Below are 26,055 nucleotides of genomic sequence, written 5' to 3'. Positions count from 1 at the left end.
CGGCAGTAATGATATGACAAAAGTGCAATTCACCTCGGAAAACCGCAGCGAGCAAGCTCGATTTCGGGCCGAGTAGCGCAGCTGTACGGAGGTACAGCGAGCAACGCAGGCCCGAAAGTGAGCGGCGCAGTAGGTTTAACGAGCGTGAATTAGGCGTTCACGCCGAACGAGCGGGCCAGAGGGCCCAGGCCGCCGTTGAAGCCCTGGCCGATGGCCTTGAACTTCCATTCGCCGTTGTAGCGGTAGATTTCGCCAAAGATCATCGCCGTTTCCGTCGAGCTGTCTTCGGACAGGTCGTAGCGGGCGATTTCTTTTTCGCCTTCCGCGTTCAGGCAGCGGATGAAGGCTTTCGACACCATGCCGAAGTTCTGGCGGCGCGCGTCGGCGTCGTGAATGGTGACGGTGATGCTGATGCGGTCGATGTCGGCTGGCACGCGGGTCAGGTCGATTTCGATGCGCTCATCGTCGCCTTCGCCTTCGCCCGTGGTGTTGTCACCCGTGTGCACGACGGAACCGTCGGTCGACTTCAGGTTGTTGTAGAAGATGAAGTCAGAGTCGCCACGGACTTTGCCGTCGCTTTTCAGGAGAAACGCGCTACCGTCAAGGTCGAAGGTGGCGCCGTCCGTCGAACGAGGATCCCAGCCGAGGCCGACGATGATCTTCTTCAGGTTTGGTGCTTCCTTGCTCAGGTTGACGTTGCCGCCTTTTTGCAAACTGATTGCCATGTGGTGCTCCTTTAGTAATTAAGTGCAAACATTCCTTCATGGGATGAGCGCCAGGCGCTCGTGCCATTACTCTCTCAATTGGGGGCGGAACCCCCGATTTCAAGCTTGTGCCGCGTGCCGTTTGCGATAACGCAAGGATGACCACAGCGAGACCAGGATGAAGGCCACGCCCGACAGGCCCGTGAACCACTCCGGAATATGGTACTTGACGGACGCCAGCATGATCAAGGCGAGGATGCCGATCGCATAATGGGCGCCGTGCTCGAGGTAGACGAATTCGTCCAGGGTGCCCTTGTGCACCAGGTACACCGTCATCGAGCGCACGAACATGGCGCCGATGGCCAGGCCCAGCATGATGATGACCACGTCGTTGGTGATGGCGAACGCGCCGATCACGCCGTCAAAGCTGAACGAGGCATCCAGCACTTCCAGGTACAGGAAGCCGCCGATGCTGCCGCGCGCCACCGTTTTCACGAGGTCGCCATTGCCGTTCCTGGCTGGCGCGGCGCCTTCCTCGTCGTCATCCTGCAAGTCCGGTTCGCCTTCTTCCAGCAAGCCGCTGATCCAGTTCACGCCGATGTAGACGGCGATGCCGACGATGCCAGACGCGAGCACGCTGTACTTTTCGTCCACGGGACCCATTGCCACGCAGGCGGCCACGGCACCCATGGTGATCAGAACGGCCAGGCTTTCGGTGCCCAGCGCATTGACTTTTTCCTCGGCCCAGCCCAGCCAGTGCAACTCTTTTTCATCGTCGAACAGGAAGTTCAGGAACACCAGCAGCAGGAAGGCGCCACCGAAGGCCGCCACTTGCGCATGGTTGTCCGTCAGGTGCTTGGCGTACACATCGGGCGTCGTGGTGGCCATGGTCCACACGTCGACCAGGCCCAGGCCCGTAGCGACGGAAACGATGACCAGTGGAAACAGCAACCGCATGCCGAAGACGGCCACGAGGATACCGACCGTCAAGAACAGTTTTTGCCAGAATTCATTCCAGTGACGCAAGACCGAGGCATTTACCACGGCATTGTCGAACGACAGCGATACTTCCATGATGCCCAGCACGCCCGTGATCCACAGCGCCTGGATCATGCCTGGCATGCCGCCATGGCTGTAACCCCACCAGCCTGACACCGCCATCAGGATAAAAGTGACTAAAAAGGAAATTCTGAAATGCCGCATGAGTACCCCGTTGCAAGTGTGAAAGACGTTTGATTATCCGCGCCGCTGTGCGCGCCGCACTCAGTGTTGATATACGTCAATTGTTGTATATGCCATGATTTTATATTAGTTGCCGCCTGGGGCGGCGTTTTATAGGTCGGCGATAGACAGTTCTGCTGGCGCGGCTGATCTGCGATAATTGCGGCGCGCTTGTCTGGCTGCCGCAGCCCCTGACACATTCTCTACATATATATAAGAAGGAATACCCCGTGGATATCGCTTACCTCGTCACGCCCCTGATCGCCTGGATCCTGGTCGGACCGATCAAATTCCTGATCAACAGTGTCCGCACGCGGCAATGGGCGTTCGGCCTGGTCGGCAATGGCGGCTTTCCCAGCAACCATAGTGCCGTTGTTTCCAGCATGGCAACCCTGATCGCCTTGCGCGAAGGCATAGGCCATCCCGCCTTTGGCGTGGCCGTGACCTTGGCCTTCATCGTCATCATCGACGCCAACAGCCTGCGCCAGCACGTGGGCAAGCAGGCGGCGGCCATCAACCGCCTGGCCGGGGAAGCTGCCAGCCCCGCGCACAAGACCTTGCGCGAGCGTATGGGTCATACCCTGGTGGAAATCGCCGGCGGCCTGTGCACGGGCGTGGCCATCGGTTTCCTGATCAACACCGTGTTTGCCCGCTAAGTTCGCTTCCCCTGAAACGCAAAACCCCGCTTCAAGGCGGGGTTTTGCGTTTCAGGGCGTAAAAACTACGTTTCATCCATTCATTAAAGCATTACAGGAAGCCGCCGATTGACATGCCCGGACGCGCTCATGGATACTTTGGCGCTTGTGGTTTTAATAAAAATATTATGCTTGCTATCGCTTGCAGCCCTATCCGGGCAGCAGGAACGGTAGTGGTGCTATCTATCCGGAGAATTACCCATGTTGCGCAAAACCCTGTTTGTTCTGGCAATCGCTTCTGCCCTGGCCGCCTGCGGCAAAGAGTCCAAAGATCCCGGCAAGGGCGGCAAGAATGCCAAGGAACAGGCGGGCGCTGCCGTCAATTTGCTGGTATCCCCGGAAGACCTGTTGACCATCCAGAGCAATGCGCTGGCGTCGGGGCCTGTCATCACCGGTTCCGTGCAGCCTGAGCGCAACGCGGACTTGCGCGCCGAAGTATCGGCCGTAGTGCTCCAGGTACTGAAGGAAAACGGTGAAGTCGTCAAGCGGGGCGACGTGCTGGTGCGCCTGGATGAAACGTCCATCCGCGACAGCCTCAATTCGGCCGAGGAAGCCAGCCGTGCCGCCAGCCAGGTGCTGGAGCAGTCCGAACGCATGTTCCAGCGCATGAAAACCCTGCGCGCTTCGGGCATGACGTCGACGCAGGCGCTGGAAGACGCGGAAATTCGCCGCAATAATGCGCAAAGCGATTTGTCCGCCGCGAAAAGCCGCGCCGTGCAAGCCCGCCAGCAGTTGCAGCGCACCCTCGTGCGTGCGCCGTTCGATGGCATCGTGAGCGAGCGCAAGGTATCGAATGGCGATACGGCGCAAATCGGCAAGGAATTGATCAAGGTCATCGATCCAACCAGCATGCGCCTCGAAGGCCTGGTGTCGGCCGACAAGATCGGCGTCGTCAAGGTGGGCCAGCCCGTGCTGTTCCGCATCAATGGTTATCCAGGCCAGGATTTTGCGGGCAAGGTGCGCCGCGTCGATCCGGCCGCCAATGCCGTCACGCGCCAGGTGGCCGTGCTGGTCGATTTCAACGACAAGGAACAGCCGCGCGTGGCCGGCCTGTATGCGGAAGGGCGCATCGAGACGGAAACCGTCAGCGCGCTGATGATCCCCGACTCGGCCCTGGTAAAGGCGGGCGACGTCACGTACACGTGGAAAGTCAAGGACAAGGCTTTGCATAAAGTCACACTGCACATCGGTGCGCGCGACGTGCGCACGGGCCAGTGGGAAGTGCAAAGCGGCCTGGCCAGTGGCGACACCGTGCTGCGCACGCCGGGCTCCACCTTCAAGGATGGTCAGAAAGTGGAATTGACGGCCGCCAAGGCCGTGCCAGCCGCCGCCGTGGCCAGCAGCAGCACCGCCGTTGCCGGTAAAGGAAACTAAGCCATGTTCCTTTCCGATTTCAGTATCAAGCGGCCCACCGCCACTATCGTCCTGATCCTGGCCATGATGTGCGTCGGCTTGCTGGCGCTCAAGAAATTGCGCGTCAACCAGAACCCGGACGTCGAAGTGCCCTTCATCGTCGTCAGCATTCCTTACCCTGGCGCCTCGCCCGATACGGTCGAGCGCGAAGTGGTGAACCGCCTGGAAAAGTCGCTGCAAAGCATTTCCGGCGTGACCGAAGTCAACAGCGATTCGAATGAAGGTTCAGCCAGCATCTTCCTGAAGTTTTCCTTCAATACCAATTTGATCGAAGCGTCCGACAATATCCGCAATGCGATTGCCGCCGTGCGCTACAAGTTGCCGACGGAAATGCGCGAGCCCATCTTGCAGCGCATCGACCCTGCCGCCGAGCCGATCATGCAGCTGGCGCTGTCGTCGAATACGCAAAGCCATGCGGAAATTTCGCGCCTGGCCGAAGACGTGCTGTCGGACCGCTTCCGCACCGTCGATGGCGTGGCACTGGTCAACGTGGGCGGATCGCTCAAGCGCGAACTGTCCGTGCTGCTGCGGGCGGAAAAGTTGCGCGAATACAATGTTTCCGTCAGCGATGTCGTCACCGCCTTGCGCAACCAGAACACGAATGCCCCGGTGGGCAAGGTGCGCGGCACCCTGGACGAGAAAAGCATCCGCCTCGTGGGCCGCATCGAGTCGCCAAGCGACTTCGAGAAAGTGGTGATCAAGCGCCGCGGCGAGGAAATCGTGCGCCTGGCGCAAGTGGCCACCATCGAAGATGGCTTTGCCGAAGTCAACAGCCTGAGCATGCGCAGCGGCAAGCCTAACGTGGGCATTTCGATCACCCGCGTGCGCGACGCCTCCACCGTCAGTGTGGCCAACAAGATCCGCGACATGGTGGCGGAAATCAACAAGACCTTGCCGAAAGGCACGATCCTGCAAGTGACGCGCGACGGCGGCGAAAACGCCCAGCATAGCTTGAACAACGTGATCGAATCGCTGGTGCTGGGCGCCGTGCTGACGATCTTCGTCGTCTACGCCTTCCTGAACTCGTGGCGTTCCACCTTGATTACGGCACTGAGCCTGCCGACGTCCGTGATTGCCGCCTTCATTGCCGTGTGGCTGTGCGGCTTTACCCTGAACTTCATGACCTTGCTGGGCCTGTCGCTGGCCATTGGCGTGCTGATCGATGACGCCATCGTGGTGCGTGAAAACATCGTGCGCCACATGCAGATGGGCAAGGATCGCCGCACGGCCGCGCTGGAAGGCACGGCCGAGATCGGTATGGCCGTGGCCGCCACGACCTTCTCCATCATCGCCGTCTTCATCCCCGTGGCCTTCATGCCCGGTATCTCCGGCGAATGGTTCCGTCCGTTTGCCTTGACGGTGACGTGTTCGGTGCTCGTCAGCCTGGGCATCTCGTTTACGCTCGACCCGATGCTGTCGGCCTACTGGGGCGACCCGGTCGAGGAACACTCGGCGCCGAAAAAAGGTATCGGCCGCGTGCTGGAAAAATTCAACCACTGGTTCGACCATCAGGCCGACCGCTATGGCCGCGTGATCGCCTGGGCCCTGCATCACCGCCGCTGGATGGCCGTCATCGCCTTCGGCAGCCTGGTGGGCGCTATTGTTCTGCACGCTACGCATGGCGGCACGAGTTTCTTGCCGGCATCCGATTCGGGCAACTTGATGATCAATGTGCGCACGCCATCGTCAAGCAGCATCGAGTATTCGCGCCTGAAACTGGAAGCGGCGGCCGTGCTGGCGCGTTCCTTGCCTGAAACCAAGGACACCAACAGCTCCATCAATGCGGGCGGCGGACGCGTGTATGTCGATATCGGCAAGCGCAACACCCGCAAGCGTTCGGCCAAGGAAATCGCGGTCGAGCTGCGCGAGAAGATGTCGCGCCTGGTGGGTGCCGAATACGTGGTGCAGGATGATTTGAGCAATGGTTCGCAAAAGCCGATCCAGGTGGAGTTCACGGGTCCCGATTCGCGCAAGCTCATGGAAATCACGAATGCCTATATGGACAAGCTGCGCGCCATTCCTGGCGCCGTCGATGTGGGCTTGTCCGAGCAAGACCCGAAGAATGAGCTGCAGATCGAGCTCAACCGTGGCCTGGCCAACTCGATGGGCATTTCCGTCAATGACGCGGCGCAATCGTTGCGCGTGGCATTCGCCGGCGTGGAAGTGGGCGACTGGGTCGATCCGACGGGCGAAACGCGCGACGTGGCCGTCCGTCTGCACCCTGACGACCGCGTGGCATCGGAAAACATCGAGCGCCTGCCGATCAGCGTGACGGGCACGTCGCAAATGGTGCCGCTCGACCAGATCGCCACCATTACCATGGGCAAGGGCCCGTCCGGCATCGAGCACAAGAATGGCAAGCGCACGATTACCGTATCGGCCAATGCGCAAGGCCGCTCGAATGGCGAAGTGACGAGCGACGCCATGAAGCTGGCCAACTCCATCGATTTCCCGCCCGGCTACGGCCTGGCGCTCGGTGGCGCCGGCCAGGACCAGCAAGAGTTGTTCACGGAAATGCTGATCGCGCTGGTGATGGGTATCGGCCTGATGTATTTGATCCTGGTCATGCAATTCGGTTCCTTCACGGCGCCCGTGGCCGTGATGATGTCCTTGCCGCTCAGTTTGATCGGCGTGGTGGTGGCGCTGGTGATCACGAACAACACCCTCAACCTGATGAGCTTTATCGGTATCATCATGCTGATGGGCCTGGTCGCCAAGAACGCCATCCTGCTGCTGGACGCGGCGCGCAAGCGCGAGGAAGAGGGCCATGGCCGCGAAGACGCGCTGATGTATGCAGGCCGCATGCGTCTGCGCCCCATCCTGATGACGACGTTTGCGCTGATCGCCGGCATGTTCCCCGTGGCACTGGGCCTGGGCGAGGGCGGCGAGTTCTACCGTCCATTGGCGATCGCCATCATCGGCGGCACCATCACCTCGACGATTTTGACCTTGCTGGTCGTGCCGACCTTCTATGACAGCATCGAAATCGCCCGCGATGGCGCCGTGGCCAAGTTCCACCGCCGCGCCGCGCGCATGCCCGTCGCCGTGGCCATGATCCTGACCCTGGTCGAGTGCGTACTGACCTTGCTGCTGGTGCGTTTCGTCTACCGCATGCTGAAAAAGGCCGTGCTGTTCCTGATGGGACGCCGCACGCCGAAAGCAGCGTCGGTCAGCCTGCAAAAGTAATACCGGGCCAAGGTGCAGCTCACGCTGCGCAGTGGTATTTCAAGAGCCTTCCTCGGAAGGCTCTTTTTTTGCCTGCTCGTCTGGCAAGGGGGCTAGCTGTTGCGTGGTGGCGACGTAGTGCTTGTCCCTATGCCTGTTCCTGGTGTCGTGCCATTTTGAGGCGGCGTGGTCGAGGGTGGCGTGGTAGTGCCATCGGGATTGGTGGTGGTGCCTGGTGCCATGCCAGGCGTGGCGGCTGGCGTGTCCGGGTTGGTGGTGCCCGTGGTGCCGGACGTGCCGCTGGTGGCGGGCGGCGTTGCCGGCGCGGTGGCGGCGGGCGTGGCGGTGGTGCTGGTGTCATTGCGTTTGTTGCAACCGCCCAGCAACGCGCAGACGATGGCGCTACCAAGGACGAGCTTGCTGGTGGTCAGGAGTGGAGCCGTCATGATTGTTCCTTTTCAGTGTAAGACTGTCGTGGAAACGCATGCCTCGCCAGATTGCGTATCTGGAACAAGGCTGGCATCGCTTGCAAGGATTAGAGTAGGTGGGCCGGTACAGGTTCACCGGACTTGCACAGGTGTGGTGCTGGCGGAGGCGGGGAGAGCGCTGCGTTTGACGTAGCGCAAACCCGCATGGGATACGAGATGGGCCAGGACAGGATGCCCTGGCCGTGTTCGGGTGGTTTATTTGGCGGCAGGGACCTTGCTGACTTCCACTTCCCAATCCACGCCCGACTCGACGTGGTGCTTGGCAGCAAAGTCACCCTGGCTGATGGCAACAGCCACGTCGAGCAGGCTGTTCAGATAGACCAGCGGCTTGCCCTTGGCGACGCCGCCAAATGTGTGTTCGAATGGCGCCGTGACCTTGGCCACTTGCTTGCCCTTGTGCAAGATGCGCACTTGCAGCGGATCATGCAGTTTCACCTGCAATTCGTCGAGCAGCGATTTCGGGATATTCGTCCACACATTGCCATACTTGACGTCAAGCACGGGCACGATGCCGCGGATGGTATTGCCGTCGCGCACAGGCTTTTGATACGCAATCTTGACTACTGATTCGCTCGGCAATTGCGGGCCTACCTGTTCATACGTGATGGCGCCCGATGCCAGGCGCGCGCCCACATACGCGTACACGTCGCGGCCATGGAAGGTGTACGACTCGGCGGAGCCCGCCAGGCGGTTGACCTTTTCATCGATTTCGCGCAGTTCGGCCACGCCGTCGCGTTCGGCGATCAGGGTGAACAGGCCATTGTCCGGCCCCACGAAGTAGCGCCCGCCCTTGGTTTTCAGCACCACCGACTTGCGCGCCGTGCCCACGCCCGGATCGATGACGGAAACAAACACCGTGCCTTGAGGCCAGTAATTGGCCGTCTGGTACAAGCGGTAGGCGCCCAGCCAGATGTCGTAGTCGGGAATCTGGTGCGTCAGATCCGAAATCGTAAGGTGGGGATCGACGCCATAGGCGACGCCATGCATGGCTGACACGGCGCCGTCGGCCGTGCCGAAGTCCGTCATCAGTACCAGCGGCGCGGCAGCCTGGGCGCTGGACAGCAGGAGGGCGCTCAGGCAGGCGCCGGCGACGAGGTGGGAGATTTTCTTGAGGATCATGGGTTCTTTCCGTGGCGTTAGAAGGTGTAGTTCAGCTTGGCGTAAAAGTACGCGCCGTTCACGCCGATGGGGTTGATGAAATTGTAGGGCAGGGCGCCGCCATACGTGGCGTTATTCGTTTCCCGTACGCGCTGCGGATAGCGGTCGAGGATGTTGTTGCCGCCCACGCTCAGGGTCAGCTGCTTGCTCAGTTTTAACTGACCCTCCAGGTCCAGCGACCAGACGGCGCCGAAGCGTTGCGCGGGGATGCCATCGATCAGGGGGGCATCGCTGTCGTAGGAAAAATCTTTCAGCTCGCCAAAGCGCGTGGCGCGCGCCTGCACACCCCAGCCGGCCGCTTGCCAGTCGGCACCGAGGATCAATTTGCTGGCGGGTGACGCATGTTTGATGCGGAACAAACTCGTCTCCGTCAGCAGGGTCAGACTTGGATCGATATTGGATAGCGCGGCGGAACTCTGGTGCACCTTGTCGAGGCTGGTCTTGTTCAGGTTCAGCGCCGCATTCAGGTTCAGCTTGCCTGAGGTGAACGTCAGGTCGTGGTTCAGCACCACGTCCAGGCCTTTGGTCCGCGTGTCGAGCAAATTGGCCAGGTAGGCCACGGACTGGATGTCGCTGCGGTTATTGGCGGCCAGGTAGGACGTGACGGTGTCGCTTTGCAAGTCGCTCGAGCGCGTGATGCGGTCGCGGATGCGGATCACGTAGGCATCTACCGTCACGCTGGTGGCGGCGGCCGGTTTCCAGGCCAGGCCCAGCGAGACGTTGGTCGATTTTTCCGGTTTCAGCTGTTGCGCGCCGAAGCTGCGCGCCAGCGGGTCGCTGGCCGGCAGCAGGGCCGCCGTTTGCAGGGCCGTGCCATCGGCGTTGAAGTTCAGTGTGGCGAAGCGGAAGCCCGTCTGCACGAGGGCCGGCGCGCGGAAGCTGTTCGACAGCGAACCGCGCACAAGAAAATTCTCCGTCACTTTATAGCGCGTGGACAGCTTGCCCGTGCTGGCACTGCCGAAGTCGCTGTAGTCGGAATAGCGGGCGGCGGCGCCCACCAGCAGGCGCGGCGTGAGATCGCTTTCAACGTCCGCATACACGGAGCGGATTTGCCGACTGCCGTCATAGGCATCCGATGGACGCAGGCCAGGTCCCGCCTGGGCGCCCGGCGGCGCATCCGTGAAGCTGCCGGCCGCGTACGAGGCAGGGTCGCCGGCCGAGCTGGTGTAGGTTTCGCGCATCCATTCGGCGCCCACCGCCACGCTCAAGGGGGCGGGCAAGCCGATGTCGATGCTGCGCGTGGCATCGATGTTCAAGGCGTTCTGGCGGAAGTCGAAACCGGCCAGCTTGAAACGCGTGGGGCTGGCCGCGCCCAGCGAGGCGTTGACGGAGTGGCTCACGCCGTAGTCAAAGCGGTCGCTGCCGTGGCGCGCGCTGGCGTCCCAGTTCCACTCGCCCGCGCCGCCGCGCACGCCGGCCACGATGCTGAGGTCGCGCTTGTCGCCATTGGTGACGGGGCGGTAGCCGTTCGGATACAGGGCCAATACGTTCGACGGGTCGCCCGGATAGCGGAAGTAGGCGCTGCCGTCCGATTTGCGTTCGTTGAGGGTGGCAAACGAGTACAGATCCAGGCCGTTGGCCAGGGTGAGTTGGGTGTTGTAGAACAAATAGTTGTTGCGCTGGCGCGAGTCGCCAGATTTGAACACCACCTTGCCGTCGAGGGCCTGGTCCGCTGGCGTGAGGTTGTAGGAAGTCCAGCCCGCGTCGCTGGGGCCGGCCCGTTCCGTCGGCGAGCGGCGGCGCGTTTCGGCGCCGAAGCGGAAGAAACCCGCTTCGCCCAGCGGCACGCCATAGTCGGCGTTGACGATGACGGTCTGGCCATCCGTCAGGGTTTGATCGGTGGGGGCGAAATGCGTATGGTTGGCGCCATAGCTGATGGAAGCGGCACCGCCCGTGCGCGCCTTTTTCAGCACGATGTTGATGACACCCGCCACGGCGTCGCTGCCGTACTGGGCGCCGGCGCCGTCGCGCAGGATTTCGATGTGGTCGATGGCGTTGGGCGGAATGGCATTGATGTCGACCGGCACGGTGCCGGCGAAGCTGCTTTCAGTATCGAGCACGGCGCTCGTGTGGCGGCGCTTGCCGTTGATCAGCACCAGCACCTGGTCCGGTGCCAGTCCCCGCAACTGGATGCCGCGCACGGAGTCCGACGCGCCGCTCGACTCGATGCGGGGGAAGTTGATCGACGGCGACAGGTTTTGCAGGGCCGCGCCCACATCGCCTGTCGCCAGCGCATTGCTCACTTCGCGCGCGCCGAAGCGGTCGATGGGCACGCTGCTGTCGAACACCGTGCGATTGCGCGCGCGCGAGCCGACGACGGTGACCTGGTCGATGCTGGCGCCGGCCGTTTCAGCGGTGTTGCCTGTGCTGGTGCTGGTCTGCGCGTCCTGTGCCCAGGCGGGCGCGGTGCCCAGCATGGCGCAGGCCAGCACGATGGCGCGCAGCGGCGTGGCGGGAAGGGAAGGCGTGGTGGTTGAATGGCGCGGATACAAGGCGGTGTCCTTTGGGCTCGATTAGTGTCGGTGTGGAAACAGTTGCCATGAGCTTAAGGGAGGCGCCCGCCGGCGCTAACGATTCTTTCTGGATATGCTTATGCTGTTGTTTTTATGCCGCCAGGTGACGCAGCAGGGCGGGAATCTCGGCCGGGATTTCGCGCGCCAAGTAGCCGAGGATGCCGAAGCGCAGGGCCAGCTGTTCGCCCGCCTGCGCATGCAGGGCGATGCCCCAGGCGCACGCTTGCTCCAACGGAGCGCCGCGCGCGGCCAGACCCGTGATGATGCCGGCCAGGGTGTCGCCGGAACCGGAAATGGCCAGGCCGATGTTGCCGCCCGCATGTGTCCAGCTGGTGCCGTCGGGCATGGCGATGACGGTCAGTGCGCCTTTCAGGGCGACGATGGCATTCCAGCGCCGCGCCGCGTCCACGGCGCAGGCATGCGGGTCGGCCAGCACGGCGTCTTTTGACAGGCCCATCAGTTGGGCCAGTTCGCCCGCGTGCGGCGTCAGCAGAACCGGTTGGTCAAAGCGGAAGTGCGCGGGCTTGCGCACGACTTGCATGGCGCACGCGTCAAGAATCAAGCGACTGGCGGCAAACAGGGGCAGCAGGTGACGCATCAGCTCGCAACTTGCGGCCGTGTCGCACATGCCTGGCCCGACGAGCACGGCGTCCACCTTGCCGGCCAGCGGCGCCAGCTGATGTTGCGCTTCGTGCCGGAAGCCGCCCAGCGCCGTTTCATCCAGGCCGATGACCCGCGCCTCGGGCATGGCGATGGCCACTTGCGCCGCCACCGACGCGCCCGTCGCCAGGGTCAGCTTGCCGGCGCCCGCGCGCAGGGCGGCCGTGGCGGCCAGCACAATGGCGCCCGGCATTTCCGCCGAGCCGGCAATGATCAGCAGGTGGCCGCGCACTTCCTTGTCGCCGTCTGGCTGGGGCATGGGCAGGGGCCAGGAGCGCAGCAGGGATGGGGTGATGTCGGTGGTGTCCATGCATGCCTCCGAAGGATCAGGATTTGGGCGCGGCCGGCATGTCGGGCTGGGCCGTGACGGGTGTGCCGGCCGCTTCCAGCGGCGCGACGAAGTTGCACAGGTTCAGCTGCAGCCTGCCGTGCTTGCCCACGGCGGGGTTGAAGGCATACGAGGTGACGCCGCAGTTGGGCACGTCGGCTGCCTTGTCGATGGCCAGGATGGCTTGCTCGTCGCAGCGTTCCAGCAGGTAGCGGAAGCAATTGACGATGACCTGGTGGCCGACGATCAGCACCCGTTCGCCCCGGTATTCGCGGGTGATGGTGTCGAGCACGCTGCGCAGGCGCAGGATGACGTCGCACCAACTTTCGCCGCCCGGTGGACGGAAGTAAAATTTGCCCACGTGCTGGCGCTGTTCGTACAGTTCCGGGTACTTGCTGGCGATGCCGTGCACGGTCAGGCGGTCGAGGATGCCGAATTCCTTTTCGCGCAGGCGCTCGTCGGCCACCACGGCGCTCAGGCTGTCTGCATCGAGGCGCGTCAGCACGGCTTGTGTCGTCTGCTGCGCCCGTACGTACGGGGAATACAGCACGACGGTCGGTTGTTGTTCAGGGGGAAGGGTGGCGAACCAGTCGCCCAGGGCTTGCGCCTGGCGCGCGCCCAGTTCGGAGAGGGGGACGTCGACATCGCGCTCGGCGATGGCGATCAATAACTGTTTTTCCGCTTCGGCGGCATCGCGCGCCACGTTGCCGGCACTTTGGCCGTGACGCACGATCCAGATTTGCTGCGGCCATTTCTGTTCCATCGCCTTGCGCCTTCCTCTGTATTTATTGTTAATAAATATAGACGAAAGCGGCAAGGTACGGCGCGCCGCTGGACAGATTTTTAGGCGGCGTGCTCCGCTTCATCCAAGTCGGGCGCGTCGTCGCTGTTGTAGACGGCCAGGTCGGTTTGTCCCATGACCCGGCTGGTGACGGTACCGGCCGTGATCGAGCCGCTCACGTTCAGGGCCGTGCGGCCCATGTCGATCAGCGGTTCGACGGAAATCAGCAAGCCGGCCAGTGCGACGGGCAAGTCCATCGCCGACAGCACGATCAGCGCGGCAAACGTGGCGCCGCCGCCCACGCCGGCCACGCCGACGGAACCGATGGTGATGATGGCCAGCAAGGGCAGCAGGAAGCTGATCGTGAACGGGTCGACGCCGACGGTGGGGGCGATCATGACGGCCAGCATGGCCGGATAGATGCCGGCGCAGCCGTTCTGGCCGATGGTCGAACCGAACGAGGCGGCAAAGTTGGCGATGCCTTCCGGCGTGCCCAGGCGCTGGGTTTGCGTCTGCACGCTCATCGGGATGGAACCGGCGCTGGTGCGCGACGTAAACGCGAAGGCCAGCACGGGGAAGACTTTTTTCACGAAGCGCAGCGGATTGAGACCCACGCCGGCGATGATGGCCAGGTGCACGAGGAACATCAATATCAGCGCGCTGTACGAGGCGACGACGAAGTTGATCAGTTTCAAGATGTCCGTGTAGCTCGACGACGCCACCACTTCAAACATCAGCGCGAACACGCCGTACGGCGTCAGGCGCAGCACCAGGGTGACCATGCGCATGACGATGGCGTGCGCCACTTTCATGAAGTTTTCGAAAGAAGCGAAGATTTCCGGCTTCTTCACCGCGATACCCGTGGCCGAGATGCCGATGAAAATCGAGAACACGACCACGGCGATGGTCGACGTCTTGCGCGCGCCCGTCATGTCGAGGAAGGGGTTGGTCGGCACGAAGCTGACCAGCAGTTTCGGCAGCGACAGGGCCTTCGCCGTTTCCAGCGAGCCTTGCAGCTGCACGCCGCGCGCCACTTCTGCAGCGCTCGAGGTCAGGCCGACAGCCGTCAGGCCGAACAGCTTGGCCATCAAAATGCCCAGCGCGGCGGCGATGGTCGTGGTGATGAGTAGGGTGCCGATCGTCAGCGCGCTGATCTTGCCCAGGGAACTCGCATCCTTGAGCTTTAAAATGGCGGAAATGATCGAGACCATGATCAGCGGCATGATGATCATTTGCAGCAGTTTTACGTAGCCGCTGCCGACGATGTCGATGTATTCATTGGTGCCCGCGATGACGGGCGAGCCGGCGCCGTACAGCCACTGCACGGCCGCACCGAGCAGCACGCCCAGGCCAAGGCCCGTGAAGACGCGCACGGTAAACGTCGCATGTTTGCGTTGCTGGTGGAACATGAAAGCGAAGACGAGCAACGCAACGAGCAGGTTCAGGATGATGTTAATTGCCATGAAGGGGCCTTATCTTGGTTTTATTCGAGACTGCACGGAGCACATAAAACAGTACTACAACTGACAGCTGCCCCAGCCCGGGGCGGAAGGGCAAGCACTGTACAGTACTATGGTGGCGTTTTGCGCAATACCGCTGCGAATATTACGCTATATAAATATGCTCCACAGGCATAAGTCTTCCGGCGGATTGTGAAAAACCCGATTTCATGCCAGCATGTTTTGCCTATTTATCAATGTCGTGCATATATTTGAAGGAAAAAGATGAATGCTTTAACGGAAGTACAGGTACTCGATGCGGAAGAACGCTTGCGCCTGGCCATGATGGCCTCCGACGTGGCTGTACTGAATCAGTTGCTGGCTGATGACTTATTGTTTACCAATCACTTGGGCCACTTGCTGAGCAAGCATGCGGACCTGGCCGCGCACGAGCAGCGCCTGCTGACAATCACGGACTTGCGCGCGTCCGAGCGCCATGTGCGCATCAATGGCAACGTGGCCGTCGTCTCCGTGCGCATGCAGCTGACGGGCAGCTATCACGATGTGGAAACGCATGGCGACTTCCGTTTTACGCGCGTCTGGACGCAGGATGCGGCCGGCGCGCTGCAAGTGATCGCCGCCCATTCCGGCGTCGTGGCTTGAGGAGCATCATTTAGTGGATCATCGTTCCAAAGGGCAGCTGTTTGAAGCTGTCATCGCCGCCGGCCCTGCCACTCTGGCCATCACGGCCGGCTATCCCGTGCTGTTGTACAACCTGGTGCGCACCTGGGCTGACGCCCCCGGCGCCAATGCCCTGGCCGCGCTGCTGTTGACGGGCGGCTTGTGGGCCTTGCTGGAATTTTGGCGCATCGCCCTGGCCACCGTGGCGCGCAAGGCATACGCGTTCAACTGGCGTTTCTGGCTGGCCATCGCCAGTTTTCTCGCCTGCTTCGTGCGTTTCGTGCCGGACATGCCGGCCGGACTGATGCTGCTATTGATGGTGCTGCCGGCGCTGGCGTGGACGCATTTCATCTTGCTGCAGATCAAGCGGCCAGCCACTCTTTGATGCGTTTGCATGATTCAACAGGTTCGGACGACTATTCAACGGCTCGTCCGAACCTTGATGCAATGCTATTTTGCCCGACTGGAAAATTTCAGTGCTGGATACTCTCAGTTCGTACTACCTTGTGGGGCAGGAACAATGGTGTGATGGCGCAGATTCCGTTCGATTTTCAACAAGACGATTAAAAGAATCAGGCCGACGAAGCCGAGAAATAGAACGCCTGCGGCATAGAGCGACCACATTGCCTGTTGCTGCTTCGATAATGCGTCGCTTTCTGCTTGTTGGCGCTGGTTGGCAATGCGGTTTGCTTGTGCCTTATATTCACGCTGGCTATGTTCCAGGATAGCATTGAACTCATCGCCCACATCTTTTTTCAAACGCACGACAATTGCAGGGTTGGTGCTGGCCGTATTTAATATGCCGACAAATTGCGTGAGGAACGGGCGGCCAAGTTCTGGATTCTTTTCGATTCCGCGAAAAATATTGTTAACCGCTTCAAGATTCAATACGAAGTCAGGGATGGCTGCCGTACCTAATTTCTTGAGTGCGCCGGAAAACTCTTCAAACAGGGGATCTTTTGTTTTTGCGGCGGCAGTATTGCTTTTGCCGGTAGAGTCGCTCTTTGTTGTGAGGTCGTCCGATGGCTTGTAATCAGCGAGGCTGATTTTTATCTCATCCTTCACGGGTATGGCCTGCGCATCGTGTTCCATCAGATAGCGTCCCCCAAGAATGAAGGCAATAATGATGGCGATTGTGGCAAAGAGTAAAAAGACGACGCGCAGGAATTGTAGGTAACCAGATTCCAATTTCTGAATAAGTGACATATTGCCTCTAATGGTGATTAAAGTTGCATTATGGCATTATGATGGGTAAAAAGAAGAATATTGATGATGGGAGAAGGAAGTAATGTTGTTTTATCCAGCATTGCAAGAATTAAAATCGTTGTATTGTGCAATATCAATGCAGCAAGCGCTTATGTGATTTTTAAACCGTTGCGGATGACGGTATGTCTCATCTTGGAATGCTAGAAGTTTCGCCGCGATAGTCTTCTTTATTGCAAAGTTAGTGGCAGGCATCGTTTGCCCGCCACTCAGTCTTGTGCATCCAGCCAGGCTATCCGCCCATTGCCCGCCTCATGCAAGTGGGCCAGCAGGGCGGTGGCCGCCGCTTCCGCCAGGCTGAAGTCGAACAGCACGTGCTCGCCGTGTTCCACGCTCAGCAAGGTGGCGCCGGCGCCATCGAGTTCGCGGCGCAGCATGCCTTCCATTGCATACGGCACCGTGCAACGCAGGGTGCGCTGGCGCACGATGGCCGTCTTTTCCGCCTGCAACAACGCTTGCGCCACGCTATCCGTGTAGGCACGCACGAGGCCGCCCGCACCCAGCTTGATCCCGCCAAAGTAGCGCACGACGGTCGCCAGCACGCCTTCCAGGTCCTGATGGCGCAGCACGTCGAGCATGGGCCGCCCGGCCGTGCCGCTCGGTTCGCCATCATCGACGGCCGCCGATTGCCCGCCCGCCAGCAGCGCCCAGCACACATGGCAGGCGCCCGGATGCTGCGCCTTCAAGTCATTGACCACCTGCTGCGCGCTGGCGCGGTCCGTCATTGGCTGCACGCAACCGATGAAACGGCTTTTCTTGATGATCAGTTCGCTGTGGACGGGAGTGGCAATGGTAAACGGCATGGCGGGTGCGAAGGCGGGCAAAGCAGCATGATAGAGGAAATGCGCGCCGTCGACGAGTCAGCCCGCTCGCGCTGTGGGGGCAGCAACCAGTTCGCGCAGCGCCGCATCGCGCACTTGCACAATGTCGAACAGTCCCAGTGCGTGCAGGGCGGGCAGGGCATCAACAATGTCGCACTCGGCCATGGTCCGTTCGGCGATGCTGCTGTTCTCGTCCAGCCATAGCCTGGCATTGGCCAGGAAGGCGCCCACCGTGCCCTTGCGAACGGTCACGCCATTGAACTGACCCTGGTTTTGTTGATCCGGTAATACGTCTTCTGCGCGCATGGTGAACTCCTGAATGTTGGAAAGACTTCACTGTATGATGGCTGGATTGTCTTGCCTGCGTTGTTTATGTCATTCAATACGTCAAATCCGCCAATCTTGTCGCCATCGCTGCCGCTGCGCGCCATGCATATTTCCCAGCCGCAGGAAAGGGTGACGGCGGCCCACCACCACGCCAGCGGCCAGTTGTTCGGCGCCATGCGGGGCTTGCTTTCCGTTGCCGCCGACAGCGGGCAATGGGTGGTGCCGGCCAGCCACTGCGTGTGGATGCCGCCCCATCACGTCCATGCGCTGCGTTCGCATGGCCCGTTTGCGGGCTGGAGCGTGTATGTGGACGAAGCCAGTAGCGCCAGCTTGCCCGCCGCGCCTTGCGTGATGCGTGTCTCGGGCTTGCTGCGCGAAGCGGTGGGCCGCGCCAGCGCCTGGGACGACGGCGCGCTGGACGCGCGGCAAGCCCGGGTGGCGGCCGTGATTCTCGACGAAATCGCTGCTTCGCCGCACGAACCCTTCGGCTTGCCCTTGCCCACGGACCCGCGCCTGCTGCGCGTGGCGCGCGCCATCCTCGATAACCTCGCCGACGAGCGTGGCGTGGAAGCGCTGGCCGCCTGGGCCGGCGTGTCGCCGCGTACCCTGGCCCGTCGCTTCACGATCGAGACGGGCTTTACGCCCTCCGCCTGGCGCCAGCGCGCCCGCATCCTGCGCGCCCTGGAACTATTGGCTGCGGGCAACACCGTCACGACGATTGCGCTGGACCTGGGCTACGACAACATCAGCGCCTTCATCGCCATGTTCAAGCGCGTGATGGGCGTGACGCCGGGGAGGTATGGGGAAGAATAAGCTGGTGCGCAAAACAAAAAAGCCAACCGCGAACGGTTGGCTTTCCTAAAGTATTTGGTAGGCCGTGCGGGATTCGAACCTGCGACCAACGGATTAAAAGTCCGCTGCTCTACCAGCTGAGCTAACGACCCAAAAACTTTTACAACTGAACTGCGGTAACACTGTGTCGTATCAGCATGCTTGCATGATGACGGCTGAATCTTGGTAGGCCGTGCGGGATTCGAACCTGCGACCAACGGATTAAAAGTCCGCTGCTCTACCAGCTGAGCTAACGACCCAAGGGCGGCTATTATGACGGCCAGCGGCGGTTTTGGGAAGGGCGGGGATGGAAAAAAGCCTTGCATGGTGTCCGGGGGCGGCATAATATGGGTAGATAGCCTACCTACTTATATATTTCCATGTCCACTACCGAAGACCTTCCCATCCCCGAACGCGCGCTGGCGCTGTCCGATGAATTGCGCACGGCGTTCAAGCGCCTGCTGCGCTCCATGCAGCGCGAAGGGGGCGAGCTGGAGGGTAGCGTATCGATGATGCAATACATGCTGCTGGCGCTGATCCACGAGCAGCCTGGCATCGGCGTGGCCGCGCTGGCGCGCCTGCAAAATGTGCGCGGGCCTACCGTCAGCGCGCAGGTCAAGTCGCTGGAAGAAGCGGGGCTGGTCGAGCGCAGCGCGCCCGATCCGCAAGACCGGCGGCGCTCGGGCCTGCAGGTCTCCGCGCAAGGCCTGGCGATACTCGAAACCCTGCGCGCGCGCCGCCGCGATGCGCTGGCGCGGCGCATCGCCCGCCTGACGCCGCAGCAGATCGATGCACTGGAAGCCGCCATGCAGCCGCTGCTTGAGATCGGACAAGCATGAGCCGCCACGATCAAGCCACAGGCGTAGAAAAAGGCGCTGCCAAACCCGTTACCGAACGCGAAGTGCGCGCCATCTACCTTGGCCTGATGGCCGTGCTGGGCCTCGGCGCGCTGGACCAGAGTATCGTCGCCACGGCGTTGCCGCGCATCGTCGATGACCTGGGCGGCATGGCGCACCTGTCGTGGGTGGTCACGGCGTATGTGCTGGCCTCGACGGCTACCATGCCCTTGTACGGCAAGTTGGCCGACCAGTACGGCCGCCGTCCCATGATCTTTACGGCCCTGCTGACCTTTTTGCTCGGTTCCGTGTTGTGCGGGCTGGCGCAGAACATGACGGAACTCATTATCTTTCGCGCTATCCAGGGCTTGGGTGCGGGCGGCTTCATGCCGCTGGCGCAAATCATCATCGGCGACATCGTGCCGCCGGCCGAGCGGGGCAAGCGGCAGGGCATGGTGCCCATCGTGTTTGCCGTCACCAGCGTGCTGGGCCCCGTGCTGGGCGGCGTCATCACGGATGCCTGGTCGTGGCACTGGATTTTCTACGTCAACCTGCCCATTGGCGCGGCTGCCTTTGTCATCATCGCGCGCGCCATGCGCAAGCCCGTGCGCATGCACGCGCACAAGATCGACTATCTGGGGTCTGCCTTGCTGACGGGCGCTGTCACGGCGGCCCTGCTGGTGCTGGCGCTGGGCGGTACCGAGTGGCCGTGGGATGCGCTGGCCATCAAGGTGTGCGGCGGCATCGCCGTGTTGCTGGGTCTCTGGCTGGCGTTTCACGTGGGCAGGGTGGATGAACCCGTGCTGCCGCCCGAGCTGTTCGAAAACCGCACCTTCAATATCGCCAGCCTGGTGATGGCCATGACCTTCATGGGCCTGATGGGTGCCAGCGTCTTCTTTCCCCTGTTCTTCCAGCTGGTGATGGGCACCAGTCCCGCCGAATCGGGCGTGATGACGGTGGCGATGATGGTGGGGCTGGTGGCGTCGTCGATGTTCAATGGCCGGGTGCTGTCGCGCTCGGGCAAGTACAAGATGGTGCAGGTGATGGGGCTGGGCGTGGCGGTCGTGGCGTTTGCCGTGCTGGCCTGGGCCATGGAAACGTCGCGTGGCTACTGGATCATCGAGCCGGCCATCTTTTTCCTCGGCACGGGGCTGGGACTGGTGATGCCGAACATGACGATTGCCGTGCAAAATGCCTTGCCGCTGGCGCGCCGCGGCGTGGGCACGGCGATGCTGGCCTTTTTCCGTTCGCTGGGCGGCTTGCTAGGCGTGACGGCGTCGGGCGCCATCCTTGCGCACCAGTTGCACAAGCATGGCGTGGAAGCCGTCTCGGCGCTGGGTGCGCACGCGGCGACGCAGACGGTGGAAGTGTACCGCCATGCGATCGCCAGCGTGTTTGGCGCCGGCGCCGTGTTGCTGCTATTGGGGCTGGTCTTCCTGCTGTTCCTGCCGGAACTGCCCCTGGAGGGGCATCCGGCGACGGTCAGGGACGATCAGTAGCGTTCCAGCCAGTGGGCGTACGGTGCCGGCAGGGTCCACGAGGCGCGTTCCACGCCGAGTTCCTTGGCGGCAAAGTATGCCCAGTGCGGGTTGGCCAGGTGCGCCTTGCCGACCATCACCACGTCCAGTTGTTCTTCCTTGACGACACGCTCGGCAATGGCTGGCGTGCCGAAGCCCCAGGCGGACGAGACGGGAACGCCCGCTTCGCGGCGCACGCGCTCGGCAATCGGGCCCATGAAGGCCGGGCCCCATGGAATCGATACGTCGGGAATGGTAAAACCCATGCTGACGCTGAGCATATCCATGCCCGCATCCTTGAACTGGCGCACGAGGCCGATCGATTCGAGCAGGGTTTGCTCGTCGCGGCCGTCAAATTCCAGCACGCCAAAGCGGATCGTCAGCGGCAGGTGTTCAGGCCACACTTCGCGCACGGCTTTCAAGGTTTCCAGCAGGAAGCGGCTACGGTTTTCCAGGCTACCGCCATAGATATCGTCGCGCTGGTTCGAGTGGGCGGAAAAGAAGCTTTGCGCCAGGTAGCCGTGGGCGAAGTGCAGTTCCAACCATTCGAAGCCCACTTCGCGGGCGCGCACGGCCGCGTCGACGAAGTTCTGTTTCACGCGGGCGATATCGTCGAGGTCCATGGCGCGCGGTACTTTCGGCAGGCCGCCGCCAAAGGCGATGGCGGACGGGGCGATGGTTTGCCAGCCGCGCGCGTCGCCTTCAGGAATATGGTCGTCGCCTTCCCATGGGCGGTTGGCGCTGGCCTTGCGGCCCGCGTGGGCGATCTGGATGCCGGGCACGGAGCCGGCCGCCTTGATGGCTTTGACGACAGGCACGAAGGCTTGCGCCAGGTCATCGTTCCAGATGCCCGTGCAACCGGGCGTGATGCGGCCTTCCGGCGCCACGGCCGTCGCTTCGACGATCACCAGGCCGGCGCCGCCACGCGCCATGCCCGCATAATGCGACAGATGCCAGTCGTTGACGGCACCATCGACGGCCATGTACTGGCACATCGGCGGCACGGCGATGCGGTTGCGCAGCGTGATATCTTTGAGGGTGTAGGGCTGGAAGAGGGCGGACATGGTGGCCTTTGTGTTTGTTGATGAAGGTGTATGGAAATGCTGATTCGGTAGTTCGTAAATATTCGAAGAATGGAATTAGTATAGCGCATGCTGTATGATTCTGCTCATGCGCCCACACAAACATCCTCCCGCCAGCGAATTCGTCCTTGAAAGAGTGCTGTACGCTTTGAGCGATTCCATTCGCCTCGACATCGTGCGCCACCTGGCCAGAGTCGACGCGGCCGCTTGTGGCGACCTCGACGGTGGGCGGCCGAAGTCGACCGTTTCCCACCATTTCAAGGTCTTGCGCGAAGCGGGCCTCGTCTACACGGAAAACGCGGGCACGACGCACATGAACACCCTGCGCCGCGCCGATATCGAGAGCCGTTTTCCCGGTTTGCTCGACGTCATCCTGGCGCAGCAGCCAGTGGCGCCCGAGGTGTCGGACGCGGGCGGACAGGCAGTCTAGCCGCCTGCCGTGCCCCGCCATTTGCCAGGCTCGGCTATGATGTCGGCCTTTCGGTAAATCCTCAGCCGCGCGCCTGTTGCGCGATGGGCTGGCGACACTACCTGGCACGGCAAGGATAGGGAATGACGGCAGCAGCAGTGGTATCACAGGCGGACCTGGCACATCGTCCGCAGTTTGGCTGGATCAATGGTTTGAAGGCAGGCGCGGCGCAGTTGATCGTGTTGCACCACCTGGCGTTTTACGGCCCCATGTCCGACTACGTGCAACCCCTGTGGCCTGCGTTGCTGGACTGGCTGGGCGGCAGCGCGCGCATCGCCGTGCAAGTGTTTCTCGTCATCGGCGGCTTTCTGGTCGCCAAATCGCTCTCTCCCGCCGGCCATCCCGGCATTGCCACCCCGCTGCAGGCGATCTGGCGCCGCTATGCCAAGCTGGCGCCGCCTTTCCTTGCCGCCACCTTGCTCGCCGCCATCATCACGCCCGTGGCCGGTATCTGGATGATGCACGACTCCATGTCGGCCGCCGTCACCCTGGGCCAGCTGAGCGCCCATGCCTTGCTGCTGCATGGCGTGCTGGGCTATGAATCGCTGTCGGCTGGCGCCTGGTACGTGGCCATCGATTTCCAGCTCTACCTGCTGACGGTATCGCTGCTGTGGCTAGGTAGCCGCGTGGCGGGCCATCAGCGCCGGCACTGGCTCATGCCGCTGGCCGTCACCGTCGGCATCACCTTTTCCCTGCTGTATTTCAATCTCGACGCGGACTGGGACAACTGGGCGCCGTATTTCTTCGGCAGCTATGGCCTTGGCATGCTGGCCTGGTGGGCCAGCGATCCGGCCCGCAAACCCGGCGCCATGACCGTGCTCATGGCGATGGCCGCCGTGCCCGTCCTGCTGGCCCTGGCCGTCGACTACCGCAGCCGCATCGCCCTGGCCCTGATCGTCGCCTGCGCCCTGTTCCTGTTCGGCCGCGCCCGCACGCCGTCCCAGGGCGGCGCCTGGAACGTCATCAACGCCCTCGGGCGTATTTCATATGCTGTCTTCCTCGTGCACTTCCCCGTCAGCCTGCTGGTGAATGCTCTGTTTATCAGCTATGTCCCGCTCGAGCCCGAGTGGCAGGCGCTGGGCATGCTGACGGCCTGGGGCGCCAGCCTGGCGGCCGGCGCCGCGTTTTACCGCTGGGTGGAGGTGCCGCTGGGGCGGGTGATGGGTGGCGTGGTGGCGCATCTGGCCGGGCGGCCGGCGTTGGCGTCGCGTTAAGGGCGGCGATGTAGCAGTCCCGATGGCGCCCTTGCTCGCGAAACAGGGCTGGCTGTTTCTATTATTTGTTACTACAATAAATAATGAGAATCACTTTTGATGCTGCCAAGCGTGAAAAGACGCTCAGGGAGCGTGGTCTCGACTTTGCGCGTGCGCGTGTAGTGTTTGACGGGCTCACCATTACGCTGCCGGACCAGCGCCAAGACTATGGCGAATCCCGCTTCATCACTGCAGGCTGGCTCGACGAGCGTCTGATTGTATTGGTCTGGACGCCGCGTGGCCTGGCGCGCAGAATCATCAGCATGAGGAAGGCAAATGAACGCGAAATCGACAAATACAAGCAAGGCCTGGGTTGATCACGACGATGCGCCTGAATTGACGGACGGTTTTTTTGAGCAAGGCGTCTGGCAAGTGGGCGACAAGCCCGTTTCCCGTCCCGAGGCGCAGCAAGAAATGGCGCGTCGTCGCGGCAGGCCTGCGGGTGGCGGCGGCAAGGTCAGCACGACCATACGCTTCGACGCTGAAATTATCGAGGCCTTCAAGGCCACCGGCGACGGTTGGCAAACGCGCATGAATGATGCGCTGAAGGAGTGGCTGCGGGCGCGGCGGGTGTAGTGGCTTACTTTGGTACTCGCAAGGCTGAGGTCCCGCATTAAAAGCGGTGTTCCGTATGGCAGAGAGTATTGTTGCTCAGGGATATAGTTGCCGTGTATGCATGACGGCAAGAATTTCTATCGCGCTTGCTTCAACGCGATATACGACGACATAGTTTGGGTGGACTGCCAGTTCCCGCGTGCCGGCAACTCTTCCGGTTCGGTACAAATGAGGATGACGTGGAAGTTGGGAGATGGCGTTGTCGATGTCGTTGTAAAGCTGCAGTGCTGCTGGCGGGTTGCGCTGCGCGATGTAAGTGAGGATCGCGGTCAAGTCTTCCTGCGCTTCAACCTTCCATTGAATCGGCAGCATGGCCGTCAGTCTGTGGCGTGACGATTTTCCTCAGTTGCGCCATGACTGTCTCGTGCGAGGCGGTAGGGCGGTCATCATTGAGCGACGCCAGCACCTTTGTGCGAAACCATTGTTTATAGGTTTCGGCGGCTTCCGTTGTCGCAAATTCGGACGTGGTCGAGGATGGGCTGGCGTTCATGATGGTCTGATTATACGACAGTCCGACAGAGATGTAGCGCGGGTGACAAGGCGTTTGATTTGTGTCAGGGGTGGCATCGCGTGCAAGTGATGCTGCTGAAAACAAAAAAGCCAACCGCGAACGGTTGGCTTCTCTGACGTATTTGGTAGGCCGTGCGGGATTCGAACCTGCGACCAACGGATTAAAAGTCCGCTGCTCTACCAGCTGAGCTAACGACCCAAAAACTTTTTACAACAACTTCGGTAACACTGTGCCGTAAAAAAATGCTTGCTATAACAACTCGCAAGCAGATCAGTACTGCGTATTCGTGGTAGGCCGTGCGGGATTCGAACCTGCGACCAACGGATTAAAAGTCCGCTGCTCTACCAGCTGAGCTAACGACCCGAAGAAGAAAGATTATAGGGGGTGCCCGGGATTCTGTCAAACCTAACGGGCAACTTTTTCCCCGCTTTTACTTTTTGCCGCCCCGTTCCTTGGCGGCCTGGGCCGCGCTGGAGTCCGGGTAGCGCGAGATCAGGGCGTTTAGCGTCTTGGTCGCGTTCGGCTTGTCTTTCAGCTCCGTGTAGCAGCTGGCGATGTTGAGCATGGCGTCGGGCGCTTTAGGGCTGTCCGGGTAGTGTTTCAGCACTGCCTGCTGGGCCGTGATGGCGCTCTTGCAGTCGCGCTGGGCGTAATAGGCGTTACCCAGCCAGTATTGCGCGTTGGCCGCGTAGGCTGATTCCGGATAGCGCTTGACGAAGCCGTCCAGGGCCGTCACGGCGCCCTTGTAGTCGCCCGACTTGAACAGGCCGAACGCGGATTCGTATGCGCTTTGCTCGGATACGCCCACGGCCGCTTCCTGGCCGTCGATGGTGACCTGGCGCGGTTCGAGCTTGCGCAGGCGCGCATCGATATCGGTGTAGAAATCCTTCTGGCGCTTTTGCGTGTTCGCCAGATCGTTGCCCAGCACTTCGATCTGGCCGCGCAGGCGGGCGATCTCCTGCATGGTTTGGTCGTGCTGGTTGATCAGGCTCAAGGTGCTGGTCTTGTCCGCCTTGGCGTCGATGCGGCTGTTCAGGTCGCGCGCCATGGCGTCGACCTTGGCGCGCAGCTCGAGGATGGCCTTGCGCGCTTCGTCGTCATCGAACAGGGCGGCGTTGGCGTGCAGGGGCAGGTAGGCAAACGCGGCCATCAAGGCGGCGGCGACGCCGGCTTTCGAGAATGTCATCATGAGTCGGGCTTTCTAAGGTTACGCAAACATGCAAACGGGGCGCCGGGCGGTGAATCACCGCGCTGCGCCCCATTATTATGCCTATGACTGGCCAG

General features: G+C 61.6%; 27 protein-coding genes and 4 tRNA genes. 12 read left to right on the top strand and 19 right to left on the bottom strand.

The features are described from left to right. Nucleotides 1–149: 149 nt before the first annotated feature. Both CSQ93_RS25765 and CSQ93_RS25760 read right to left on the bottom strand, forming a co-directional pair. On the bottom strand, nt 150–725 hold the full coding sequence (locus CSQ93_RS25765; RefSeq protein ID WP_046682304.1) for a TerD family protein: 576 nt from the start codon (nt 723–725) through the stop codon (nt 150–152). Between the two features lie 99 nt (nt 726–824). Next, nucleotides 825–1,907 carry a DUF475 domain-containing protein gene (locus CSQ93_RS25760; RefSeq protein WP_099380491.1) on the bottom strand — a complete coding sequence of 361 codons (1,083 nt, stop codon included), beginning with the start codon at nt 1,905–1,907 and terminating at the stop codon, nt 825–827. A 248-nt stretch (nt 1,908–2,155) separates the two neighbouring features. Between CSQ93_RS25760 and CSQ93_RS25755 the strand changes: the two genes are divergently transcribed. The 3 genes from CSQ93_RS25755 to CSQ93_RS25745 all read left to right on the top strand — a co-directional run bounded on the left by CSQ93_RS25755 (nt 2,156) and on the right by CSQ93_RS25745 (nt 7,219). Beyond that, complete coding sequence (locus CSQ93_RS25755) at nt 2,156–2,581, top strand: divergent PAP2 family protein (protein WP_099380490.1); 426 nt, start codon at nt 2,156–2,158, stop codon at nt 2,579–2,581. Nucleotides 2,582–2,821: 240 nt separating this feature from the next. Continuing rightward, nucleotides 2,822–3,994 carry an efflux RND transporter periplasmic adaptor subunit gene (locus CSQ93_RS25750; RefSeq protein ID WP_099380489.1) on the top strand — a complete coding sequence of 391 codons (1,173 nt, stop codon included), beginning with the start codon at nt 2,822–2,824 and terminating at the stop codon, nt 3,992–3,994. 3 nt (nt 3,995–3,997) lie between these two features. After that, entirely contained in the window at nt 3,998–7,219 is a 3,222-nt protein-coding gene (locus CSQ93_RS25745) for an efflux RND transporter permease subunit (RefSeq protein ID WP_099380488.1), read from the top strand. Nucleotides 7,220–7,311: 92 nt separating this feature from the next. Here the strand turns inward: CSQ93_RS25745 and CSQ93_RS29105 are convergent, their stop codons facing one another. The 6 genes from CSQ93_RS29105 to CSQ93_RS25715 form a co-directional block, all read right to left on the bottom strand. After that, nucleotides 7,312–7,644 (bottom strand): hypothetical protein, encoded by a 333-nt coding sequence (locus CSQ93_RS29105; protein ID WP_158301370.1) that lies wholly within the window; start codon nt 7,642–7,644, stop codon nt 7,312–7,314. 237 nt (nt 7,645–7,881) lie between these two features. Further along, entirely contained in the window at nt 7,882–8,805 is a 924-nt protein-coding gene (locus CSQ93_RS25735; RefSeq protein ID WP_099380486.1) for an SAM hydrolase/SAM-dependent halogenase family protein, read from the bottom strand. A 17-nt stretch (nt 8,806–8,822) separates the two neighbouring features. Continuing rightward, entirely contained in the window at nt 8,823–11,336 is a 2,514-nt protein-coding gene (locus CSQ93_RS25730; RefSeq protein WP_233516348.1) for a TonB-dependent receptor plug domain-containing protein, read from the bottom strand. A gap of 112 nt (nt 11,337–11,448) precedes the next feature. Beyond that, nucleotides 11,449–12,327: an NAD(P)H-hydrate dehydratase gene (locus tag CSQ93_RS25725; protein WP_099380485.1), complete on the bottom strand. Its 879-nt coding sequence runs from the start codon at nt 12,325–12,327 to the stop codon at nt 11,449–11,451. 16 nt (nt 12,328–12,343) lie between these two features. Beyond that, nucleotides 12,344–13,108 carry a histidine phosphatase family protein gene (locus CSQ93_RS25720; RefSeq protein WP_099380484.1) on the bottom strand — a complete coding sequence of 255 codons (765 nt, stop codon included), beginning with the start codon at nt 13,106–13,108 and terminating at the stop codon, nt 12,344–12,346. An 80-nt stretch (nt 13,109–13,188) separates the two neighbouring features. Continuing rightward, a complete protein-coding gene (locus tag CSQ93_RS25715; protein WP_099380483.1) occupies nt 13,189–14,589 on the bottom strand; it encodes an L-cystine transporter in 1,401 nt (466 codons plus the stop codon). A 261-nt stretch (nt 14,590–14,850) separates the two neighbouring features. Here CSQ93_RS25715 and CSQ93_RS25710 point away from each other — a divergent pair, with 261 nt between their 5' ends. Beyond that, nucleotides 14,851–15,228: a nuclear transport factor 2 family protein gene (locus CSQ93_RS25710; RefSeq protein WP_099380482.1), complete on the top strand. Its 378-nt coding sequence runs from the start codon at nt 14,851–14,853 to the stop codon at nt 15,226–15,228. Nucleotides 15,229–15,241: 13 nt separating this feature from the next. Next, nucleotides 15,242–15,631 carry a hypothetical protein gene (locus tag CSQ93_RS25705; RefSeq protein WP_099380481.1) on the top strand — a complete coding sequence of 130 codons (390 nt, stop codon included), beginning with the start codon at nt 15,242–15,244 and terminating at the stop codon, nt 15,629–15,631. Between the two features lie 104 nt (nt 15,632–15,735). On the opposite strand, the gene CSQ93_RS25700 is transcribed toward CSQ93_RS25705, so the two are convergent. The 3 genes from CSQ93_RS25700 to CSQ93_RS25690 all read right to left on the bottom strand — a co-directional run bounded on the left by CSQ93_RS25700 (nt 15,736) and on the right by CSQ93_RS25690 (nt 17,636). Beyond that, a complete protein-coding gene (locus CSQ93_RS25700) occupies nt 15,736–16,452 on the bottom strand; it encodes a hypothetical protein (protein WP_099380480.1) in 717 nt (238 codons plus the stop codon). Nucleotides 16,453–16,718: 266 nt separating this feature from the next. Continuing rightward, nucleotides 16,719–17,312 carry an IMPACT family protein gene (locus CSQ93_RS25695; RefSeq protein ID WP_099380479.1) on the bottom strand — a complete coding sequence of 198 codons (594 nt, stop codon included), beginning with the start codon at nt 17,310–17,312 and terminating at the stop codon, nt 16,719–16,721. Between the two features lie 57 nt (nt 17,313–17,369). After that, on the bottom strand, nt 17,370–17,636 hold the full coding sequence (locus CSQ93_RS25690) for a hypothetical protein (protein ID WP_099380478.1): 267 nt from the start codon (nt 17,634–17,636) through the stop codon (nt 17,370–17,372). Nucleotides 17,637–17,729: 93 nt separating this feature from the next. On the opposite strand from CSQ93_RS25690, the gene CSQ93_RS25685 reads away from it, so the two are divergent. Then, a complete protein-coding gene (locus tag CSQ93_RS25685; RefSeq protein WP_442778349.1) occupies nt 17,730–18,470 on the top strand; it encodes an AraC family transcriptional regulator in 741 nt (246 codons plus the stop codon). A gap of 55 nt (nt 18,471–18,525) precedes the next feature. Here the strand turns inward: CSQ93_RS25685 and CSQ93_RS25680 are convergent. Together CSQ93_RS25680 and CSQ93_RS25675 are read right to left on the bottom strand one after the other, a co-directional pair. After that, nucleotides 18,526–18,601: transfer RNA gene (locus CSQ93_RS25680), tRNA-Lys, on the bottom strand. A 71-nt stretch (nt 18,602–18,672) separates the two neighbouring features. Further along, nucleotides 18,673–18,748: transfer RNA gene (locus tag CSQ93_RS25675), tRNA-Lys, on the bottom strand. A 120-nt stretch (nt 18,749–18,868) separates the two neighbouring features. On the opposite strand from CSQ93_RS25675, the gene CSQ93_RS25670 reads away from it, so the two are divergent. Together CSQ93_RS25670 and CSQ93_RS25665 are read left to right on the top strand one after the other, a co-directional pair. Next, nucleotides 18,869–19,327 (top strand): MarR family winged helix-turn-helix transcriptional regulator, encoded by a 459-nt coding sequence (locus CSQ93_RS25670; protein WP_099380476.1) that lies wholly within the window; start codon nt 18,869–18,871, stop codon nt 19,325–19,327. After that, the gene (locus CSQ93_RS25665) at nt 19,324–20,823 is read left to right on the top strand and encodes an MDR family MFS transporter (protein WP_233516347.1); all 1,500 of its coding nucleotides are present in this window, start codon (nt 19,324–19,326) and stop codon (nt 20,821–20,823) included. Before CSQ93_RS25670 ends, CSQ93_RS25665 begins: the two co-directional genes overlap by 4 nt. On the opposite strand, the gene CSQ93_RS25660 is transcribed toward CSQ93_RS25665, so the two are convergent. Next, complete coding sequence (locus tag CSQ93_RS25660) at nt 20,817–21,905, bottom strand: NADH:flavin oxidoreductase/NADH oxidase (RefSeq protein WP_099380475.1); 1,089 nt, start codon at nt 21,903–21,905, stop codon at nt 20,817–20,819. The two genes, CSQ93_RS25665 and CSQ93_RS25660, sit on opposite strands and share 7 nt — an antisense overlap. A gap of 106 nt (nt 21,906–22,011) precedes the next feature. On the opposite strand from CSQ93_RS25660, the gene CSQ93_RS25655 reads away from it, so the two are divergent. The 4 genes from CSQ93_RS25655 (at nt 22,012) to CSQ93_RS25640 (ending at nt 24,221) form a co-directional block, all read left to right on the top strand. Further along, entirely contained in the window at nt 22,012–22,353 is a 342-nt protein-coding gene (locus CSQ93_RS25655) for an ArsR/SmtB family transcription factor (RefSeq protein ID WP_099380507.1), read from the top strand. A 122-nt stretch (nt 22,354–22,475) separates the two neighbouring features. Beyond that, nucleotides 22,476–23,606: an acyltransferase family protein gene (locus CSQ93_RS25650; RefSeq protein ID WP_099380474.1), complete on the top strand. Its 1,131-nt coding sequence runs from the start codon at nt 22,476–22,478 to the stop codon at nt 23,604–23,606. An 83-nt stretch (nt 23,607–23,689) separates the two neighbouring features. Then, nucleotides 23,690–23,962 carry a BrnT family toxin gene (locus CSQ93_RS25645; protein ID WP_099380473.1) on the top strand — a complete coding sequence of 91 codons (273 nt, stop codon included), beginning with the start codon at nt 23,690–23,692 and terminating at the stop codon, nt 23,960–23,962. Then, nucleotides 23,922–24,221: a BrnA antitoxin family protein gene (locus CSQ93_RS25640; protein ID WP_099380472.1), complete on the top strand. Its 300-nt coding sequence runs from the start codon at nt 23,922–23,924 to the stop codon at nt 24,219–24,221. Before CSQ93_RS25645 ends, CSQ93_RS25640 begins: the two co-directional genes overlap by 41 nt. A 75-nt stretch (nt 24,222–24,296) precedes the next feature. Here the strand turns inward: CSQ93_RS25640 and CSQ93_RS25635 are convergent, their stop codons facing one another. The 5 genes from CSQ93_RS25635 to ybgF form a co-directional block, all read right to left on the bottom strand. Further along, the gene (locus tag CSQ93_RS25635) at nt 24,297–24,572 is read right to left on the bottom strand and encodes a type II toxin-antitoxin system RelE/ParE family toxin (protein ID WP_099380471.1); all 276 of its coding nucleotides are present in this window, start codon (nt 24,570–24,572) and stop codon (nt 24,297–24,299) included. Beyond that, nucleotides 24,547–24,750 (bottom strand): type II toxin-antitoxin system RelB family antitoxin, encoded by a 204-nt coding sequence (gene relB, locus CSQ93_RS29100; protein WP_158301369.1) that lies wholly within the window; start codon nt 24,748–24,750, stop codon nt 24,547–24,549. Before relB ends, CSQ93_RS25635 begins: the two co-directional genes overlap by 26 nt. Nucleotides 24,751–24,893: 143 nt before the next feature. Beyond that, nucleotides 24,894–24,969 (bottom strand) — tRNA-Lys (locus CSQ93_RS25630). Between the two features lie 89 nt (nt 24,970–25,058). Next, nucleotides 25,059–25,134: transfer RNA gene (locus CSQ93_RS25625), tRNA-Lys, on the bottom strand. 67 nt (nt 25,135–25,201) lie between these two features. After that, the gene (ybgF, locus tag CSQ93_RS25620) at nt 25,202–25,960 is read right to left on the bottom strand and encodes a tol-pal system protein YbgF (RefSeq protein ID WP_077401297.1); all 759 of its coding nucleotides are present in this window, start codon (nt 25,958–25,960) and stop codon (nt 25,202–25,204) included. Nucleotides 25,961–26,055: the final 95 nt, after the last annotated feature.

Origin of the sequence: Janthinobacterium sp. BJB426 (assembly GCF_002735705.1) — a bacterium.
Lineage (GTDB): Bacteria > Pseudomonadota > Gammaproteobacteria > Burkholderiales > Burkholderiaceae_D > Janthinobacterium.
This window is presented reverse-complemented; position numbering and strand designations above follow the sequence as displayed.